The 17,254-nt window shown below is 62.0% G+C and carries 15 protein-coding genes; 11 read left to right on the top strand and 4 right to left on the bottom strand.

Going from position 1 to position 17,254, the window contains the following annotated elements; genetic code table 11:
* Nucleotides 1-115: 115 nt before the first annotated feature.
* The 3 genes from ACTQYB_RS00220 to ACTQYB_RS00210 all read left to right on the top strand — a co-directional run bounded on the left by ACTQYB_RS00220 (nucleotide 116) and on the right by ACTQYB_RS00210 (nucleotide 2,326).
* Nucleotides 116-736 (top strand): DUF2975 domain-containing protein, encoded by a 621-nt coding sequence (locus ACTQYB_RS00220; RefSeq protein ID WP_441481668.1) that lies wholly within the window; start codon nucleotides 116-118, stop codon nucleotides 734-736.
* On the top strand, nucleotides 737-973 hold the full coding sequence (locus tag ACTQYB_RS00215) for a helix-turn-helix domain-containing protein (RefSeq protein ID WP_029576475.1): 237 nt from the start codon (nucleotides 737-739) through the stop codon (nucleotides 971-973).
* 156 nt (nucleotides 974-1,129) lie between these two features.
* Nucleotides 1,130-2,326 (top strand): MFS transporter, encoded by a 1,197-nt coding sequence (locus ACTQYB_RS00210; protein WP_441481669.1) that lies wholly within the window; start codon nucleotides 1,130-1,132, stop codon nucleotides 2,324-2,326.
* 94 nt (nucleotides 2,327-2,420) lie between these two features.
* Here ACTQYB_RS00210 and ACTQYB_RS00205 read toward each other — a convergent pair whose 3' ends face one another.
* On the bottom strand, nucleotides 2,421-5,099 hold the full coding sequence (locus ACTQYB_RS00205) for a DNA gyrase/topoisomerase IV subunit A (RefSeq protein ID WP_441481670.1): 2,679 nt from the start codon (nucleotides 5,097-5,099) through the stop codon (nucleotides 2,421-2,423).
* Nucleotides 5,100-5,186: 87 nt separating this feature from the next.
* On the opposite strand from ACTQYB_RS00205, the gene ACTQYB_RS00200 reads away from it, so the two are divergent.
* Entirely contained in the window at nucleotides 5,187-6,404 is a 1,218-nt protein-coding gene (locus ACTQYB_RS00200) for an alkaline phosphatase family protein (protein ID WP_441481671.1), read from the top strand.
* A gap of 78 nt (nucleotides 6,405-6,482) precedes the next feature.
* On the opposite strand, the gene sepH is transcribed toward ACTQYB_RS00200, so the two are convergent.
* Complete coding sequence (gene sepH / locus ACTQYB_RS00195; RefSeq protein WP_441481672.1) at nucleotides 6,483-7,667, bottom strand: septation protein SepH; 1,185 nt, start codon at nucleotides 7,665-7,667, stop codon at nucleotides 6,483-6,485.
* 160 nt (nucleotides 7,668-7,827) lie between these two features.
* Here sepH and ACTQYB_RS00190 point away from each other — a divergent pair, with 160 nt between their 5' ends.
* From ACTQYB_RS00190 to ACTQYB_RS00180, 3 genes are all read left to right on the top strand, one after another.
* On the top strand, nucleotides 7,828-8,118 hold the full coding sequence (locus tag ACTQYB_RS00190) for a DUF4193 domain-containing protein (RefSeq protein WP_015450273.1): 291 nt from the start codon (nucleotides 7,828-7,830) through the stop codon (nucleotides 8,116-8,118).
* Nucleotides 8,118-8,597, top strand: coding sequence for a dUTP diphosphatase (gene dut / locus ACTQYB_RS00185; RefSeq protein WP_033505312.1), 480 nt, complete (start codon nucleotides 8,118-8,120; stop codon nucleotides 8,595-8,597). The genes ACTQYB_RS00190 and dut overlap by 1 nt, the downstream gene beginning before the upstream one ends.
* Nucleotides 8,598-8,819: 222 nt before the next feature.
* Nucleotides 8,820-11,111 carry a RelA/SpoT family protein gene (locus ACTQYB_RS00180; RefSeq protein ID WP_441481713.1) on the top strand — a complete coding sequence of 764 codons (2,292 nt, stop codon included), beginning with the start codon at nucleotides 8,820-8,822 and terminating at the stop codon, nucleotides 11,109-11,111.
* A gap of 122 nt (nucleotides 11,112-11,233) precedes the next feature.
* Here the strand turns inward: ACTQYB_RS00180 and ACTQYB_RS00175 are convergent, their stop codons facing one another.
* Together ACTQYB_RS00175 and ACTQYB_RS00170 are read right to left on the bottom strand one after the other, a co-directional pair.
* The gene (locus ACTQYB_RS00175) at nucleotides 11,234-11,773 is read right to left on the bottom strand and encodes a peptidylprolyl isomerase (RefSeq protein ID WP_412171077.1); all 540 of its coding nucleotides are present in this window, start codon (nucleotides 11,771-11,773) and stop codon (nucleotides 11,234-11,236) included.
* A 139-nt stretch (nucleotides 11,774-11,912) separates the two neighbouring features.
* Nucleotides 11,913-12,737, bottom strand: coding sequence for a Cof-type HAD-IIB family hydrolase (locus tag ACTQYB_RS00170; RefSeq protein ID WP_321046474.1), 825 nt, complete (start codon nucleotides 12,735-12,737; stop codon nucleotides 11,913-11,915).
* 310 nt (nucleotides 12,738-13,047) lie between these two features.
* Between ACTQYB_RS00170 and ACTQYB_RS00165 the strand changes: the two genes are divergently transcribed.
* The 4 genes from ACTQYB_RS00165 to ACTQYB_RS00150 all read left to right on the top strand — a co-directional run bounded on the left by ACTQYB_RS00165 (nucleotide 13,048) and on the right by ACTQYB_RS00150 (nucleotide 17,216).
* A complete protein-coding gene (locus ACTQYB_RS00165) occupies nucleotides 13,048-14,037 on the top strand; it encodes a MetQ/NlpA family ABC transporter substrate-binding protein (RefSeq protein ID WP_441481673.1) in 990 nt (329 codons plus the stop codon).
* Nucleotides 14,038-14,156: 119 nt separating this feature from the next.
* On the top strand, nucleotides 14,157-15,293 hold the full coding sequence (locus ACTQYB_RS00160) for a methionine ABC transporter ATP-binding protein (RefSeq protein ID WP_441481674.1): 1,137 nt from the start codon (nucleotides 14,157-14,159) through the stop codon (nucleotides 15,291-15,293).
* Nucleotides 15,290-15,997 carry a methionine ABC transporter permease gene (locus ACTQYB_RS00155; RefSeq protein ID WP_441481675.1) on the top strand — a complete coding sequence of 236 codons (708 nt, stop codon included), beginning with the start codon at nucleotides 15,290-15,292 and terminating at the stop codon, nucleotides 15,995-15,997. Before ACTQYB_RS00160 ends, ACTQYB_RS00155 begins: the two co-directional genes overlap by 4 nt.
* Nucleotides 15,998-16,064: 67 nt before the next feature.
* Nucleotides 16,065-17,216 (top strand): M20 metallopeptidase family protein, encoded by a 1,152-nt coding sequence (locus ACTQYB_RS00150; protein ID WP_321046478.1) that lies wholly within the window; start codon nucleotides 16,065-16,067, stop codon nucleotides 17,214-17,216.
* Nucleotides 17,217-17,254: the final 38 nt, after the last annotated feature.

The raw sequence follows: 17,254 nt of genomic DNA, 5'->3' as shown, positions 1-17,254 counted from the left end.
AATCGATTTATCACAGATATTACACATCGAGAAACGATATGTTTCTCTCGTTTATCGATACTGCTATGCTGGACATACCGACGCGGCAACCGCCGTGTGAGGAAGGAAGACATCCATGGCAATCGAACAGCCGCAGCATCCACGGCAGCACAATGGGAAGCCGCCTGTGCGCAGCAGACACAACGAATCGGCTACGTCGGGCAATCTGGGCGACAATCCGTCCACAGTGGAACAACCCGCGGATTCAGACAGCGGCATCAGCCCGGTCGTAATTGTGGTGCTCAAAGTCGCGCTGGTCGTATTCATCGCCATGTCCGTTGCCGCGCAGGTATGGGCCCTGCCGCTTGTCGCACGGCGCAGCGCCCAGGACGCCCCGCAATACGCGCCATATGCGACCGGCTACCTGCTGGCGGTGATTGCAGCGCTCGCATGTTTCGAAATCGGTCTGGTCGCCGTATGGAAACTGGCGTCGCTGTCGGGCCGCGGCATCGTATTCACACACGATTCTCTGATCTGGGTCGATATCATCATCGCCTGCGTCAGCATCGCCGCAATCATCGCGCTCGCCTTGTTTGTGCATACCGCGTTCATCGCGCATCTCAAACCACTCGCCGTGCCGTTGGGCGCGCTGCTCGTCGCCTTGGGACTGTTCGCAATGCTGCTGCTCATCATCGTCCTGCGCGCCCTGCTGGTCTCGGCCACGGCGCAGCGTGACGAACTTCAGGCGGTGATTTGAATGGCGATCCAGGTCAATCTCGATGTCCTGCTCGCCCAGCGGGGTATGTCGGTAGGGGAATTCGCCAAAGAGGTGGGCATCACGCCGGCGAATGTCTCTGTGCTCAAGAACGGCCGGGCCAAGGCAATCCGTTTCTCCACGCTCGAAGGCATCTGCCGCACGCTTGACTGCCAGCCGGGCGATGTGCTGCAATGGGTCCGCGATGATGACGGGGATGATGTCGCGGCCGAAGCCTGACTCCCTCTGCTTCTGCCTGACTTTTTCCGCTTCTGCCGACGCTGAGTGGGTGTGAGCATCGGTGGAGACAGGGTGGTAACGTTCTGCCGACGCCGAGGGAGCCTCCCGGCGCAGACGAACATCAATCTGCATGGACCATGAGAGGAGAAGACCGGCGTGTTCAATCTGTTGCTTCCTGTAATCTACCTCGCTTTCATCAGCCTCGGCTTGCCTGATTCCTTGCTTGGAGCTGCGTGGCCGTCCATGGACCAACAGTTCGGGGTACCGATGTCATGGGCGGGCGGCATATCGATGGTGATCTCCGCAGGCACCATCGTCTCCGCGCTCCTGTCGGATCGCTTGACGCTTCGATTCGGCCCGGGCGTGGTGACGGCGACCAGTGTCGGACTGACCGCCGCGGCGCTGCTCGGATTCTCATTCGCGCCGAACTACTGGATTCTGCTTGCAATCGGCATACCGTATGGTCTCGGGGCTGGGGGAGTGGATGCCGCATTGAACAACTATGTCGCCCTGCACTACGCGAGTCGGCATATGAGCTGGCTGCACTGCATGTGGGGGCTCGGCGCTACCGTCGGTCCGTATATCATGGGCTTTGCGCTATCCCGCGGTCAAGGCTGGCATTGGGGGTACCGGTATATCGCCATTGTCCAGATTGTGCTGACCGCAATTATCGTGCTCAGCCTGCCGTTGTGGAAGAACAGGCGAAACAACATGAGGGACAATACGTCTTCCGCTACGGATGATGCCGGCGCCGTCGCAGCGCGAAAGCCGCTTGGCGTCCGCGGGGTCCTGCGAATCCGTGGCGCGAAGGCGATTCTTCTCATGTTCTTCTGCTATTGCGCCATCGAGCTGACCGCCGGGTTGTGGGCGAGCAGCTATCTGGTGATGTATCACGGGGTCGACAAGGTCGTCGCCGCGGGCTGGGCGAGTCTGTTCTATCTCGGGATTACTGCCGGCCGTGGTATCAGTGGATTCCTGACCATGCGGTTCGACGACCCTACGATGATTCGCATGGGACAGGCGATCCTGTTGATCGGACTGGTGCTGATGATACTTCCGTTGCCGGGAACGGTTCCCGCGTGCTGCGGCTTGGTGCTCTCCGGCGTCGGCTGCGCGCCGATTTATCCGTGTGTTATCCATTCAACGCCGGCGTATTTTGGAGCTGATTTGTCACAGGCCATTGTCGGCGTGCAGATGGCCTGCGCATACATGGGTTCCATGGTTATGCCGCCGTTGTTCGGCTCGATTGCGCAACACACATCCATTGCCATCTACCCGTGGTATCTGCTGGTTCTGCTCGCTGTGATGACCGCTATGCATGAGGTGCTTCGGCGTCAGCGTGCAGACGCCTGAACTGCGTGGGTATGAACGGCGAAGCTTGACTTCTTTCGCTTCTGTCGACGCTGGGACGCTCCTCAGCGTCGACAGAAGCGAAAGGGAGTTCAGCTCAGCCGGCGAAGGCGATCGGGGCGGCGAGTTCGACACCCGAACCGTCTCGACGCATATCTGGCTTCGGCAACTCCACCGGGGTACCATGCTCTGTGCTTGCATGCAGTGGGTACATGCCCACCCAGGCGAACAGCAGCGCGTTCTGTCCCTTGAGGAAGCGCTGCGACCTCACGCCGCCCGTGCCGCGGCCCTTGGTCGGGTACATTTCCAGCGGTGTGACCTTCGCTGCCCCGTTATCGGTTCCGGGCAGCGCTTCGGCATCGCCGGCAACCGTCAGCACCACCGCTCCGGACGCGGAGAACAGGCCATTGTCGCCTTCCTCATAGGTCCAGGCGATCTTGCCGGCCTCAATCGCGTTGAACGCGACCACATGGCAGCCTTCGGCCAGCCTGATGCCCGCCATACCGCCCGCGGTACGCCCTTGCGGCCTGACATTGCCCGCTTCGTACGTGAGCAGCGAGGCGTCGGATGATATGAACACCAGACGGTCCTCATCGGACGCCGGGGCGGCGAACACTACGCTGTCCCCGTCCTTCAGATCGATGATGCCCCAGGAATCCATCGTGGTCGGCGATTCGCGGTTCCAGCGCTTGACTACGCCGTTGAGTGTACCGATGGCGAGCGGTGGCTGGCCATCCGACATCGACACGGCCGTCACCACACGTTCCCCGATGACCGGGTCGGTGCTTTCCGTCGAACGCAGCAGCTCCTCGGCGTGCACTCCGCCGGCCACCGACAGCGTGTCCTGGGCGGGCAGGGCGGGCAGTTCGGCTACATCCGCGAGCACCAGACGTCCGGCGGAGGTGACCAGACCATAGCGCGACCGGGTCGTGGTGGGGAACACCGTGACGATCTGGTCGTCGGCGGCGCGACGCCGGTCATCTTCCATCCCACCGGATGCATGGGATTTCCATACATCGACGGCGCTCGCCGCGGTTCTGGCGATCAGCCCGGAAGCGCTCATCATCACCGCGCACGGCGTGTCGTCCAGTTGTAGCGCCGCGGTCGCATCCTCCTCATTGCCGGCTTTGCGGGCAGCCGCTGCGGCGGCGACATCCTCCGCGGCTGCCGACACGCGGGATGCCGCATGGATGGCTTCCAACGCCGTGTCCTGCACCCCGTCCTCGCTGCGGCCTTGCACCGGGACAGGGGAGAGCGACCCGTCGGGGTTGAGGTCGAGCAGCACCGTGCGCCGCGGCGTACCCCATTGGACGACCGCCTGGTCCATTTCCTCGACCACCACACGGTCAAGCTCCTCGTCGGAGCCGAGAATACGTTCCAACTCCTCGATTTTGCGCTTGAGCTCGTCGCGCTCGGCCTCAAGCTCGATCCGGCTCATCTTGGTCAGTCGGCGAAGCCGCAAGTCGAGAATGTATTGCGCCTGCACTTCGTCAAGGTCGAACACCGCCATCAAGCGGGTTTTCGCCTTGTCGGCGTCGTCGGAGGTGCGGATGACCTGGATCACCTCGTCGATATCCACCAGCGCGAGCAGCAACCCGTCAACCAGATGAAGACGCTCCAACGCCTTCTTGCGCCTGAATTCGCTGCGGCGCCGGATCACATTGCGCCGGTGCGCGATCCACACCTCGAGCATCTCCTTGAGACCCATGGTGTGCGGGCGCCCGTCGACAAGCGCGACGTTGTTCATGGTGAAGCTGTCCTCGAGCGGCGTGTGCTTGAACAGTTGCGCAAGCACGGCATTGGGGTCGAACCCGGTTTTGATTTCGATGACCAGCCGCGTGCCGTTATGCCGATCCGTCAGGTCGATTGCGCTGGAAATGCCTTCGATACGGCGGTTCTTCACGCCTTCGGAAATACGTTCCAGCACGCGTTCCGGGCCGACCATGAACGGCAGCTCCGTCACCACAATCGCCTTCTTGCGCGCCGTCACATTCTCGATATGTGTCGCCGCACGGGTGACGAACGCGCCACGGCCGGTCTCGTACGCCTGCCGGATGCCGTCACGGCCGATGATGATGCCGCCGCCCGGCCAGTCAGGCCCCGGCACATAGCGCATGAGCTCCTCAAGCGTGGCATCGGGGTGGCGCATCAGGTGTTTCGCTGCTTGGACGACCTCGCCCAGATTGTGCGTGGCCATATTGGTCGCCATACCGACGGCGATGCCGGACGCGCCGTTGACCAGCAGGTTCGGGATGGCCGACGGCAGAACAGACGGTTCCTTGAGCTTGTTGTCGTAATTCGGGGTGAAATCAACGGTGTCCTCGTCAATGTCCGCGTTCATGCCGAGCGCTGCAGGCGCCAGCCTCGCCTCGGTGTATCGCGAGGCCGCGGGGCCGTCGTCAAGCGAACCGAAATTACCGTGCCCGTCCACCAGCGGCAGACGCATCGCGAACGGCTGGGCGAGACGTACCATAGCTTCGTAAATCGCGGAATCGCCGTGCGGGTGAAGCTTGCCCATCACCTCGCCGACCACACGGGCCGATTTCATGTATGGCCGATCCGGGTTCAGGTTCATCTGCCCCATCTGGTAGATGATGCGCCGCTGCACGGGCTTCAAACCGTCACGGGCGTCAGGGAGGGCACGCGCGTAAATCACCGAGTACGCGTATTCGAGGAAGGACTTGCTCATCTCGTCCTTCAACGGCGTTTCGACGATGTTCTCCTTGACCGAACGCGGATCATACGACGGGCGTGCCGGTTTGCGGTGTGATGCCATGTGCTCTCCTTCACAGATAACCGGACTATTCTACCCTCAAGCCCACCCAGCATGCCATTTTCAGGTCGCGGTGCTTCAATGGTGCATATGAGTGTCGAAGTGCCGGATAGTGATGAATTGCTGCGATTGACGTCCCCTGCGGTCTATGGTGACGGCGGTGTGGCACGCGGCGGGGCGCTTCACCTCTCATCGGTCCTGCCTGCGGTATCCGATGCGATTGGCAGTCCTGTGACGACCCGCGTACATGCCGATCCGGCGGCCTTGCGCGACGCGATGGGCATGCCACGCGCCTCCAGTGTCATTGTCGTGCTCGTGGACGGGCTGGGCTACTGGAATATCGCGTCACGGATCGGACATGCCCCGTATCTGCGCTCGCTGCTCGCCGATAGTGTGAACACCTGGCCTATCAGCACATGCTCGCCGTCCACCACGGTGGCGGCCATGGCGACCTTTGGAACCGGTTCTTGCCCGGGGCTGACCGGAATGACCGGGTATACACAATGCAACCCCGCAACCGGGCAGTTGTGTCAGCTCATCCAGTTCCGCGACGCCCCTGACCCACAGGATCTGCAGCGGATGCCGACCGTGTTCGAGACGCTTTCCGGTCGCGGTGTGCGGGTGACCAGTGTCGGGCTGCCGAAATTCTCGAATTCCCCGCTCACCCGTGCCGCGTTGCGCGGGCCGGACTACCACGGCAGCATCAGGCCGACCGACCGGGTGCGATTGGCGTGCGAGGCTGCCCGTGAGCCGGGGCTGACATACTTGTACATCAGGGACACTGATAAGGTCGGGCACAATTACGGGTGGAATTCCGACCATTGGATTGCGGCATTCGAGGGGGTGGACGCGCAGTTGCATCTGCTGCGCCGGCGTGCGCCGCGGGGCACGCTGATTGTTATCACCGCCGACCACGGCATGATCGAGGTCGATCCCGATCAGCGTATCGACATCGCCGAGCAGCCCGATCTTGCCCGTGGGGTGCGTCTGGTCGGCGGCGAGCCGCGCGCGGTCATGCTGTACACCGAGGACGACGCCGACCCCGATGAGGTTGCGGAGCGCTGGCAGAACATCCTCGGGGAGCGTGCCGTGGTGCGTACGCGGGCGCAGGCTATTGCCTTGGGTTTATTCGGACCTGTTGATGATCGGGTCAGGCCCATGATTGGTGATGTGCTCGTTCACGCGGCGGGGCGCGTGACCATCGTGGATTCCAGAACCCAGACCGATAAGGCGACCCGGCTGCCGAGCGTCCATGGTTCGCTCAGTATGGCCGAGTCGGATATCCCGCTGTTGATGGACGTGGCGTGAGTGTCGATTGAACCCACGAAGTGAGGGAGCGGCTTTTATACCGCGGCAGGCGGCGCAATCTGCAATAAGTCTGCGGGATCAGTCTCCGAACAGGATTTCATCCCAGCTGGGCATTTTGCGGCCTTTGCCGTGGGCACGCCGTTGTGTTTTTGCGTTATGGGCCTGATCGGCAGCGGTCTGAGCCGGGTTGGTATCTCCGGATAACTTCCGTGTGGCGGTCGCGTCCGCATTGGATGCGTTCTGGACGGCGGATTGCCTTGATTGCCCGGTGGCAGTGTCCACATGGTGGACATCGTGTTCTGTCGGCATGTCGCGCCGGGCGCTTGCCGGGGATGCCGACGCCTGCTGTGTGCGCGTGTCGTGCGCCGGAGTCAATGCGGAAACCGGTGTTGTCTGCTGGTGCGGGCGTGTCGCGGCGGCCGGGTTCGGCACCGGTTTGGACGCTGACGGCAGTGGCGGCTTGCTTGAGGCATCGCGGTCTTGCGACGGGGTTGCGGCAGAGGGGGTTGCGGCAGACGATGCCGTCGCAGGCGCTGGCCGGACCGGTGAAGCCGCGGAATCGGATTGCGGCGCCCTCCACGCGGAAACGGCGCGTTCGATGCGTGCCGAACGGACCGAATCGCCAGGGATGTTCAGCGAAATGGGGAAGTTCGGCCCCTCGTCGCCGTCATCGCTGGCGCGGTTTTCACCGACAAGTTTCTTGGCTGTGGCGTCGAGACACACCATGGCGTTGTCATGCATATTCCATGACCATGACGCGCTGACGCGGTTGCCGGCTGATTCGAACCGAGCGGTGATCTTCCAAGGCTCCAACCCCCGGCGTGTCGCGCTCCAGGATACCGATTCCATGCCGATTCCCGCCGCAGCGAGCGTGCGCTCGATGAGCTCGGAGACGGTGTGCACGCGGGAATCCTTGGGGGCGGGCAGCATGAAGAACTGCTCAATTGCATACTGTTTCTCGGTCTCCACCCCGCTGGAGAAGCGCCTGACCAGCGTTTCGCTCAGGCCGTAGCGTTGCGCGACCTGCTCGGGTTCAGCGCCGGCGCGAATCAGCGACTGGATCTGCGAAATCGGCAGACTGGAAGTCGGCGGGGTTTGTTGATACCGCTGTTTTTCGGCCTTGAGCTGCTTGGCTTCGAGGATGGCGTGTTCCAGTGTGTCGTCCACAGTGACGCCGAAGAGCATGCCGCGCAAGGAGAACACGAGCTCCCCGTTGCGTCCGACATGGTCGAACTTGGCTTCCTGTATAGGATTTTCAGGCATGTGCGCACCACTTTCCTCGTCTTTGGGAACACTTCCTACACTACCCCGGAAAACACCGGCTTCGTGTCGTATTTTACGATGTTTTGGAAACGTGTATCCTATGCGGGGTACAGGTCATGTATTCTATGGCGCGTAACACATAACTCATGAGGAGGATGCGATGGCCCAGGACTATGATTCCCCACGCGGCAAGGACGAGGATGAGGAGTCGCTCCAGGAACTCGGCAAGAGCACGCAGAACACGTCGAACGAGGACGATGACGAGAACGCCATCGCTGAGGACTACGAGCTGCCAGGCGCCGATTTGAGCAACGAGGACGCTTCGGTGACCGTCATCCCGATGCAGGGCGACGAATTCATCTGCTCCGAATGCTTCCTGGTCAAGCACCGCAGCCAGCTCGCCTATACGGACGAGGACGGCCAGCCGGTGTGCAAGGAGTGCGCGGCCTGATGGCGGTCGATGAAGGCTATGTCGAGCCGGAAACCACCGAGGTACTGGTCAAGTACTTGCGTCGGCCGTATCCCGACACGCTCAGATACGCGCATGCCGGCGACGCCGGCGCTGATTTGACCGCCTCCGAGGACGTCACGCTTCGTCCATTCGAGCGTGCCTTGGTGCCCACCGGAATCGCGATCGCGCTGCCCGCCGGGTATGTCGCGCTCGTCCACCCGCGCTCCGGGCTCGCGGTCAAGCAGGGGGTCACGGTTCTCAACGCCCCCGGCACAATCGATGCAGGGTATCGCGGCGAAATCAAGGTGCCGCTGATCAACCTCGACCCAGAGCACACGGTGTCGTTGCACGCGGGGGACCGCATCGCGCAGATGGTCATCCAACGGTACGTCGAGGCGACATTCGTGCCTGCCGAGCGGCTGCCCGGTTCAGACCGCGCGGAACGCGGATTCGGGTCCACAGGGCTGTCCCGTTCCTGACATGCGCGTCGAAGTGGTACTATCCGTGGTACAACGGGCTTGTTATGCCGCTTGATGGCAGGCGTACGCGTTCAGGGAGGTGGAGCGATGACTGAGTTCAACGAATCGCACGACGGCGAGGACACCGAGCCACGGCAGACGCAGGGGACGAAGGCAGGTGTCCCGGCTGGGCAGGGCGCATCCGGTCAGACATCGCAAGACGACGATTTCGCCTCCGCCCATATGCTGGGCTGCGAGATCAGCGCTGATCCGCTCGATCCGCTCCAGCCCATCCTGCGCATGTGCCAATCCCACCATCCGGACGAGGATATGGACATTCTGGAGCGCGCCTATCGGCGTGCGGTCGTCCAGCATTCCACCCAGCGGCGCAAATCCGGCGAACCGTATATCATCCACCCGCTGTCCGTCGCGCAGATTCTTGCAGACTTGGGCATGGGGCCGGTCGTCGTGGCGGCCGGGCTGCTCCACGACACGGTTGAGGACACCGATTACACGCTCGCCCAATGCCGCGCCGAATTCGGCGATACCGTAACCGGGCTCGTGGACGGGGTCACCAAACTTTCGAAGATGGAGTACGGTGATTCGGCACAGGCTGAGACCATCCGCAAAATGGTGGTCGCCATGAGCCGTGACGTGCGCGTGCTCGTCGTCAAGCTCGCCGACCGCGTGCACAACGCCCGGACGTGGCGCTATGTCAAGCCGGCGAACGCCCAACGCAAGGCGCGCGAGACGCTGGACGTCTACGCGCCGCTCGCCAACCGGCTGGGTATGAACGCCATCAAAACCGAGCTTGAGGAGCTGAGTTTCAAGGTTCTCTACCCGAAGATCTACAACGAGATTGTTGTGCTTGTCGCACGCAGGGCGGGCCAGCGCGACGTCTACCTCAAGCAGATCATCGCCGAAATCAATGAGGATCTCGACAATCTGAATATCAAGGCGACCGTCACCGGACGCCCGAAGGACTACTTCTCCATCTATCAGAAGATGATCGTGCGCGGGCACGATTTTTCGAATATCTACGATCTGGTCGGCGTGCGCATCATCGTCGACACCATCCAAGACTGCTATGCGGCGCTCGGTGCCGTGCATGCGCGGTGGAACCCGGTCCCCGGCCGGTTCAAGGACTACATCGCCATGCCGAAACTCAACATGTACCAAAGTCTGCACACCACGGTGGTCGGGCCTGGCGGTAAGCCTGTCGAGATCCAGATCCGCACTTGGGACATGCACCGGCGGGCGGAATTCGGCATCGCCGCGCACTGGAAGTACAAGGCGAACGGTCAGGCGGGCCGCGCGCTGAGCGATCCGGACAAGGACGACCGCAAGCGCGAGGACGGCAAGGACCTCGACGAGGCCGACAACCTCAAGTGGATTCAGCAGCTGGCCGACTGGACCAGCGAAACGCCGGATTCCAACGAGTTCCTCGGTTCGCTCAAGGAGGACCTCGGCGCTTCCGAAGTGTACGTGTTCACACCGAAAGGCAAAATCGTCTCTCTGCCCGCGGACGCCACGCCAGTTGATTTCGCGTACGCCGTGCATACCGAGGTAGGCCACCGCACCATGGGTGCCCGCGTCAACGGACGGCTCGTCCCGCTCGATACGAAGCTTGAAAACGGCGACACGGTTGAAGTGCTCACTTCGAAATCTGACACCGCCGGCCCGTCACGCGACTGGCTGAGCTTCGTGAAAAGTCCGAAGGCGCGCAACAAGATCCGCCAATGGTTCAGCAAGGAACGCCGCACCGAGGCGATTGAGGAAGGCAAGGACGAGCTGACGCGTGCGATGCGTAAGCGCAATCTGCCGATTTCCACGCTACTGACCCCGGAGGCGCTGGTCGGCGTGGCCGAGGAACTCAATTTCCCGAACCCCGACGCTGTGTATGCGGCGATCGGCAACGGCCAGATCTCCACACAGAACGTGATTGCCCGCCTCGTCAAGGACGCCGGACCTTCCGAAGTCAACGAGGAGGTCGAGCAAGAGGTGCTGCCGCTGCGGCAGGTGGAACGTAGCAAGAAGCATTCGAACTCGATCGGCGTTTCCGTCAAGGGCGTGGACGACGTGTGGGTGAAGCTCGCACGCTGCTGCACGCCGGTGCCAGGCGACGACATCATCGGCTTCATCACCCGCAACCAGGGTGTTTCCGTGCACCGCACCGACTGCCAGAACATGCTCGACCTGGAGAAGCGACAGCCCGAGCGTGTAATCCCGGTGGAATGGACCAGCACCAAGGGCCTGTTCATGGTCAAGATTCAGGTCGAGGCGCTGGACCGTCCGCACCTGCTGTCCGACGTGACGCGTGTGCTGTCCGATCACGGGGTCAATATCATCTCCGGTTCGATCTCCACGGGATCCGACCGCGTGGCCACCAGCCAGTTCTCCTTTGAAATGGCAGAGCCGCAGCACCTTAACACGCTGCTGGCAGCTGTGCGCAAGATCGACGGCGTCTTCGACGTCTACCGCATCACCGGTGCGAAGGATTCCGCTGAACCACGTCTGCGCCGCATGCAGGAATAGCCTCGCAAGGCGTGAGGCGCTAGGGCTGCCAGACGCTGCATCGTGGAATATACGACGACGCCCCCGCACACCTGTGCGGAGGCGTCGTTTGAATCCGGCGTGAGGCGCGTCAGCCCGAAGGCTTACTTCACGATCTCGATGGACGTGATGCCGACCGGCTCCAGCGGGGCGTCGGAACGGTCCGTCGCCACGGCGTCGAGCTTGTCGACGATCGCCTTCGAAGCGTCATCGGCGACCTCACCGAAAATGGTGTGATGCCCGTTGAGCCACGGCGTCGGGACCGTGGTGATGAAGAACTGCGAACCGTTGGTGCCGTGCGGCTGACCGTCACGACCACGACGCAGACCGGCGTTCGCCATGGCCAGCAGATACGGGCGGTCGAAGACCAGACCGGGAACGATCTCGTCATCGAACTCGTAGCCGGGGCCGCCGGTGCCGTTGCCGATCGGGCAACCGCCCTGGATCATGAAATCCTTGATGATGCGGTGGAAAGTCAGGCCGTCATAGAACGGGTCGTGCTTCTCCTCGCCGGTGAAGGGGTCGCGCCACGCCTGTTCGCCGGTGGCGAGACCGAGGAAGTTCGCCACGGTGTTCGGGGTCTGGTCGTCGAAAAGATTGAGGGTGATATCGCCCTCGGTGGTATGCATGATAACTGTGGTCATGTCTCCATCGTCTCATAGCGAGGGGACGGGGGAGCGGCTGTTACGCTCCCCGCGCCAAGCGCCGGTCGGCGGCGTTGCCCAGACATTGCGCTGCCTGGCGGATTCGATGCAGGCCACGCCGGAAACCCCACAGTCGGCATCACAGGATGCCGAAATGTTCCAAGGCGTGCAGAATACCGTCATGGTCCACGTCGTCGGTCACCCAATCCGCCGCCTGCTTGGCGTCATCGGTCGCGTTGCCCATCGCCACGCCGAGCCCGGCGTAGGCGAGCATGGTCGCATCGTTGCCGCCGTCGCCGAACGCGATTGTCTGCTCGCGTGTGAAGCCGTAATGGTCGCAAAAACGTTGGATGCCCCGCGGTTTGCCACCGTCTGCGGGAATCAGGTCCGTGAACGATGGGTGCCAGCGTACGCCCGTGGTGTGCCGGCACAACGCCGTCAGTTCGCGCTCGGCTTCAGGGGTGATATACGGGCTGATCTGGTAGGTCACATGCTTGCCGATGCGCTCATGCGGGTTGTCGACGAACACCTTGGGCGCGGTTTTACCCAGCTGACGCCATGTTTCGCGCATGGTGTCGGTGATCTGGTTGAAATACACGTAGTCGCGCTCGCAGAAATTCGCGACCACGTCCGGGTGCGCGTCCAGCCAGGAGACGATGGTGTGGATGTCGTCCGGGTCGAGCGACTCACTCTCGTGATATCCCGAGTCATCGAAGCAGTACTGGCCGTTGAGCGCGACGATGCCGTCGAAATGCACAGGGATTGTGTCCAGTACGACCCGCATATGCGAGGGTGCGCGCCCCGAGCAGATGAACACGCGGATGCCGCGATTCTGGAGCGCATGGAGCGCGTCGATCGTCGACTGCGGCACGATATGCGTGACGAAGCTGGTCAGCGTGCCGTCGATGTCGAAGAACGCGGCTTTCATCTGCGCGGCCGCCTCGGGGGAAAGTTGGAAAGTCATGTCGGTGTCGCTCCTTGTTCGTATCTGCCACCAGTGTACGCGGCACGCCTGTCCGCGCCCGGAGCGTGAAACGGGGAGCGCGGTACGACACCGGCGGCAACGCGATAGGGGAAGCAACGAGATGTGCGCCAACTGAGAAATCCTTGAATCCACGGGGTTTCGATGCAGGCTATAACGAACACGAATAGGGCAATTGGCGCAAAACGGGCGGAACCACGCCAAACTGCGGCTATGGTGTTGGATACGGCAAGCCGGAGGGATCCGGCGAATGGATCGCGGTGCATGGCATCGCACAAGAGAGAGGAACATCATGGCACAAGAATCATCCGAGCACAACCAGCCTGCAGCGCCGCTGTCCGATCCGCAGGAGCCGGTCCGCGTCAACCACACCGGCCGTAATATCGTCATCGCCGTCATCGTCATCGCGCTGATCGCGGTTGCGGTGTTCTTCGGCGTCCGTGCAGCCAAGGGTGGCAGCGATTCGGCCGCCAAGGGCTCCAAGTCCAACCCGGTGAAGATTGGCGTGGTCGGTGCGACCGACCCGCAGTGGGTGGAATTCCAGAAGGAAGCCGAAGCCGCCGGCATCTACGTGAAGATCGTTGATTTCCAGGACTACACCTCCGAGAACCCGGCGCTCGACTCCGGCGACCTCGACCTCAACGAGTTCCAGCACCTGCTGTACCTGGCGAACTACAACGTGAAGAACAACAAGGACCTCCAGCCGATCGGCGGCACTGCGATCTTCCCGCTGGGCGTCTACTCCACCAAGGTCAAGAGCATCGACGACATCCAGGCCGGGCAGACGGTCGCCATCCCGAACGACGAAACAAACCAGGCGCGCGCCATCGGCGTGCTCAAGTCCGCGGGTCTCGTGACGCTCAAGGGTAAGTGGACCGCATTCGCCACCCCGAATGACATCGACACCGCCAAATCCAAGGTGAAGGTCACCCCGCTGAAGGCCGAGCAGGTCGCCAACTCGCTCAAGGACCCGCAGGTCGTCGCCGGTGTGATCAACAACGACTATGTCGCGGACGCGGGGCTGAAGGCCAAGGACGCCATCTACCAGGATGATGCTGAAAGCGAGGAGGCCCGCCCGTACATCAACGCCTTCGTAGCCCGCAAGGCTGATGTGAACAACGCGACCTATCTCAAGCTCGTCAAGATCGCCCAGTCGAAGACGGTCTTCGATAAGCTCAACGCGCAGTCCGACGGCACCGCCGTCTCGGCGAGCAAGTTCACCGCCAAACAGCTGCAAAGCTACCTGGCGACCATCGAAAAGGAAGCCAAGGCTCAGCAGTGACCTCGCCGATGGCAGACCCGCGATTATCCTGAAACTCTAGGCCCGGTGCCAGGCGAAAGCTTGGGCCGGGCCTAGAGCGGTGGAAGACATATTGCGGAAGGCATACCAAGGAGGCAACGATGGCAGAAGCAGTCATCACCTTCGACCATGTGGTCAAAGAGTATCGCCGTCGTGCAGGCGGTGGGCAGGAACACGGGACGACCCGCGCGGTCGATGATGTCAGTCTCGAAATCGATGCGGGGGACATCTACGGCATCATCGGATATTCAGGGGCCGGCAAGTCCACGCTCGTGCGCATGGTCAACGCGTTGGAACGCCCCACATCGGGGTCGGTCACCGTGCTCGGTACGCGGGTGGACCAGCTGAGCGAGTCGAAGCTGCGTCCGATCCGCCAGAAAATCGGCATGATCTTCCAGCAATTCAACCTGTTCTCCACCAAAACGGTCGCCCAGAACATCGCCTACCCGCTGCAACTCGACCATTGGCGCAAAGATTATCAGGACAAGCGCGTGGACGAGCTGCTTGACTTCGTCGGATTGCGCGAGCACAAAGACAAATATCCCTCACAGCTGTCCGGCGGGCAGAAACAGCGGGTCGGCATTGCGCGTGCGCTCGCCACGAATCCGAAAATCCTGCTGGCAGATGAGGCGACCAGCGCGCTCGACCCCGAAACCACGGCGGAAGTGCTCGCCTTGCTCAAACGCGTCAACGAGCAGCTCGGCGTCACCATCGTGCTCATCACCCACCAGATGAACGTCGTCCAGCAGATCGCCCACAAAGTGGCGGTGATGAGTGCAGGCAAAATCGTGGAACGCGGCGACGTGTACGACGTATTCGCCGCCCCGCAGCGCAGCGTGACGCGACGGTTCATCGCCACCGCATTGTCCGGGCTTCCGGACGCCCCGCGTGTCGCGAAACTGCATGAGGAGTGGGACGGCAGGCTCGTCAGCGTCCTGGTACGGCAGAAGGACATTCCCGCGGCGGACGGCCGTCCCGCGGTCAAAGCGTCCGGACAGAACATCTCCGACCTCATCGCGCAGTACGGCATCCACAGCGGGCTGGTCTACGGCGGTATGGACACCGTGGGCGGCTCGGCGGTCGGCGCGATTACCTACGTGTTCGACGACACGAACCCGCGGTTCGGTGAATTCCTCACGGCATTGCGCGAAGACAGCGATGTCATTGATTTCGGTACCGCCAGCCACCCGGTGGAGTATGGCCGGGCGGTCGCGGCGGATGAAGGAGAGACACGATGAACGCATGGACGATTGACGCTGCGACAAGTCTCGCCAGCACATCCGATTGGACGGTGTTGAAACCCCTGTTGCTGCAATCCGTGGCGCAGACCTTGGAGATGGTGCTGGTCACCCTGCTGATCGGCGGGTTCCTGGGGCTTGTCCTTGGCGTGGTCCTGTACGGCACGCGTCCGGGCAACCTGTTCGAGAACAGCGTGGTGTATCACATCCTGGACGTAATCGTGAACATCATCCGGCCGATTCCGTTCATCATCTTCCTCGCCGCGATGCAACCGCTGACCATCAAGGTGGTTGGCACCTCCATCGGCACGGCGGCCGCGATTTTCCCGATGGTCGTCATGTGCACTTTCGCCACGTCACGACTGGTCGAACAGAACCTCGTACCAGTCGATCCCGGCGTAATCGAAGCGGCACGGGCGATGGGCGCCTCCAAATTCACCATCATCCGAACCGTGCTCATCCCCGAAGCCCTGGGGCCCCTGATCCTCGCGTATGCGTTCCTGTTCATCGGCGTACTCGACATGTCCGCGATGGCAGGGTACATCGGCGGCGGCGGCTTGGGCAATTTCGCCATCGCATACGGCTACCAGAAGTTCGACCAGACAGTCACCTGGTCTGCGGTGGTCATCATGATTGTCTTGGTACAGGTCGTGCAGGCGATCGCCAATGCGCTCGCCAAGCATGTGCTCAAACGTCAGCGTTGAGCGGTATGAGGCACGGAAGGATTCACGATCAAGGGGAGGAACCATGACATTGCACAGCGATGAACCGATGAACGAGCAGATCGAGCTCACTGATGATCTGGTCGCGATCAGACGTCATCTGCATGAGACACCGGAATTGAGTTTCAAGGAAGTCAACACCACCACATTCTTGACGAACAAACTGCGTTCGCTGGGCGTCGAAGTGTTGGACACGTCGCTGAGCACCGGAGTCATCGGTCTGATCGAAGGCGAGTACGGCGGTCCCCGTGTCGGTCTGCGCGCCGATATCGACGGCCTGCCGGTCACCGAGGAAAGCGGCGTGGAGTTCGCCTCGCGCAATCCGGGCGTCATGCACGCCTGCGGGCACGACATCCACATGACCAGCCTGCTCGGAGCGGTCGAATGGTTCGTCTCCCACCGCGACCGGATCAACGGCAGCCTGAAAATCGTGTTCCAACCCGCTGAGGAGACCGGGCGCGGCGCGAAATCCGTCGTCGATTCCGGCGCGGTGGACGATCTCGACGCGATGATCGGCACGCATAACAATCCGGACTATACGCCGGGCCAGCTGGCGGTCGGTGTTGAGCCGATGATGGCCGGATGCGTGAAATTCTACGTCGATCTGCACGCCGAAGGCACGCACGCCGGATACCCGCATCTGGGCACCGGTCCGCTGGAGGCGATGGCGTCGATGATCCTGTCCTTGCAGACCATCGTCAGCCGCAATGCGACGCCGTTCCACCCGCTGGTCGTCTCCGTGACGGAAGTCCACGGCGGTGACGTGTGGAATGTCGTGCCCGCAGAAGCCGGATTCCTCGGAACCGTCCGCTACTTCTACAAGGAGGACTCCCAGCTCGCCGAACGCCGGATGCGCGCGATCGTGGAACACACCGCCGCCGCGTACGGCATCAGCGCCGATTTCCGCTGGGATGATTTCCAGGACCCGCTGGTCTCCGACCCGTATCTGGCGAAAGCCGTCGCCAAGGATGTGCCGAACTATGCGGATCTGCAGCCGATCCACCCGTCCATGGCAGGGGAGGATTTCGTCGAGTTCAGCAAGGTCTGCCCGGTGGTCTTCGCCTTCGTCGGCTCGAACGGCGGTCCGGATCATCACGGCCTGCACAGCCCGAAGTTCATCGCCAAGGACGCAGCCGTCAAAACGGGCGCCGAGTTCTATATCAACGCCGCGTTGCGCGTACTCGACGAAGTAGCGTTTTGATCCACAGGACATCTCGTTGTGCCATACCCTCATTATGC

It is taken from the genome of Bifidobacterium sp. LCP19S3_E9, from assembly GCF_052121135.1.
Lineage (GTDB): Bacteria > Actinomycetota > Actinomycetes > Actinomycetales > Bifidobacteriaceae > Bifidobacterium > Bifidobacterium thermacidophilum.
Note: the sequence above shows the minus strand (reverse complement) of the source record. Positions and strands in the feature narration are given on the sequence as shown.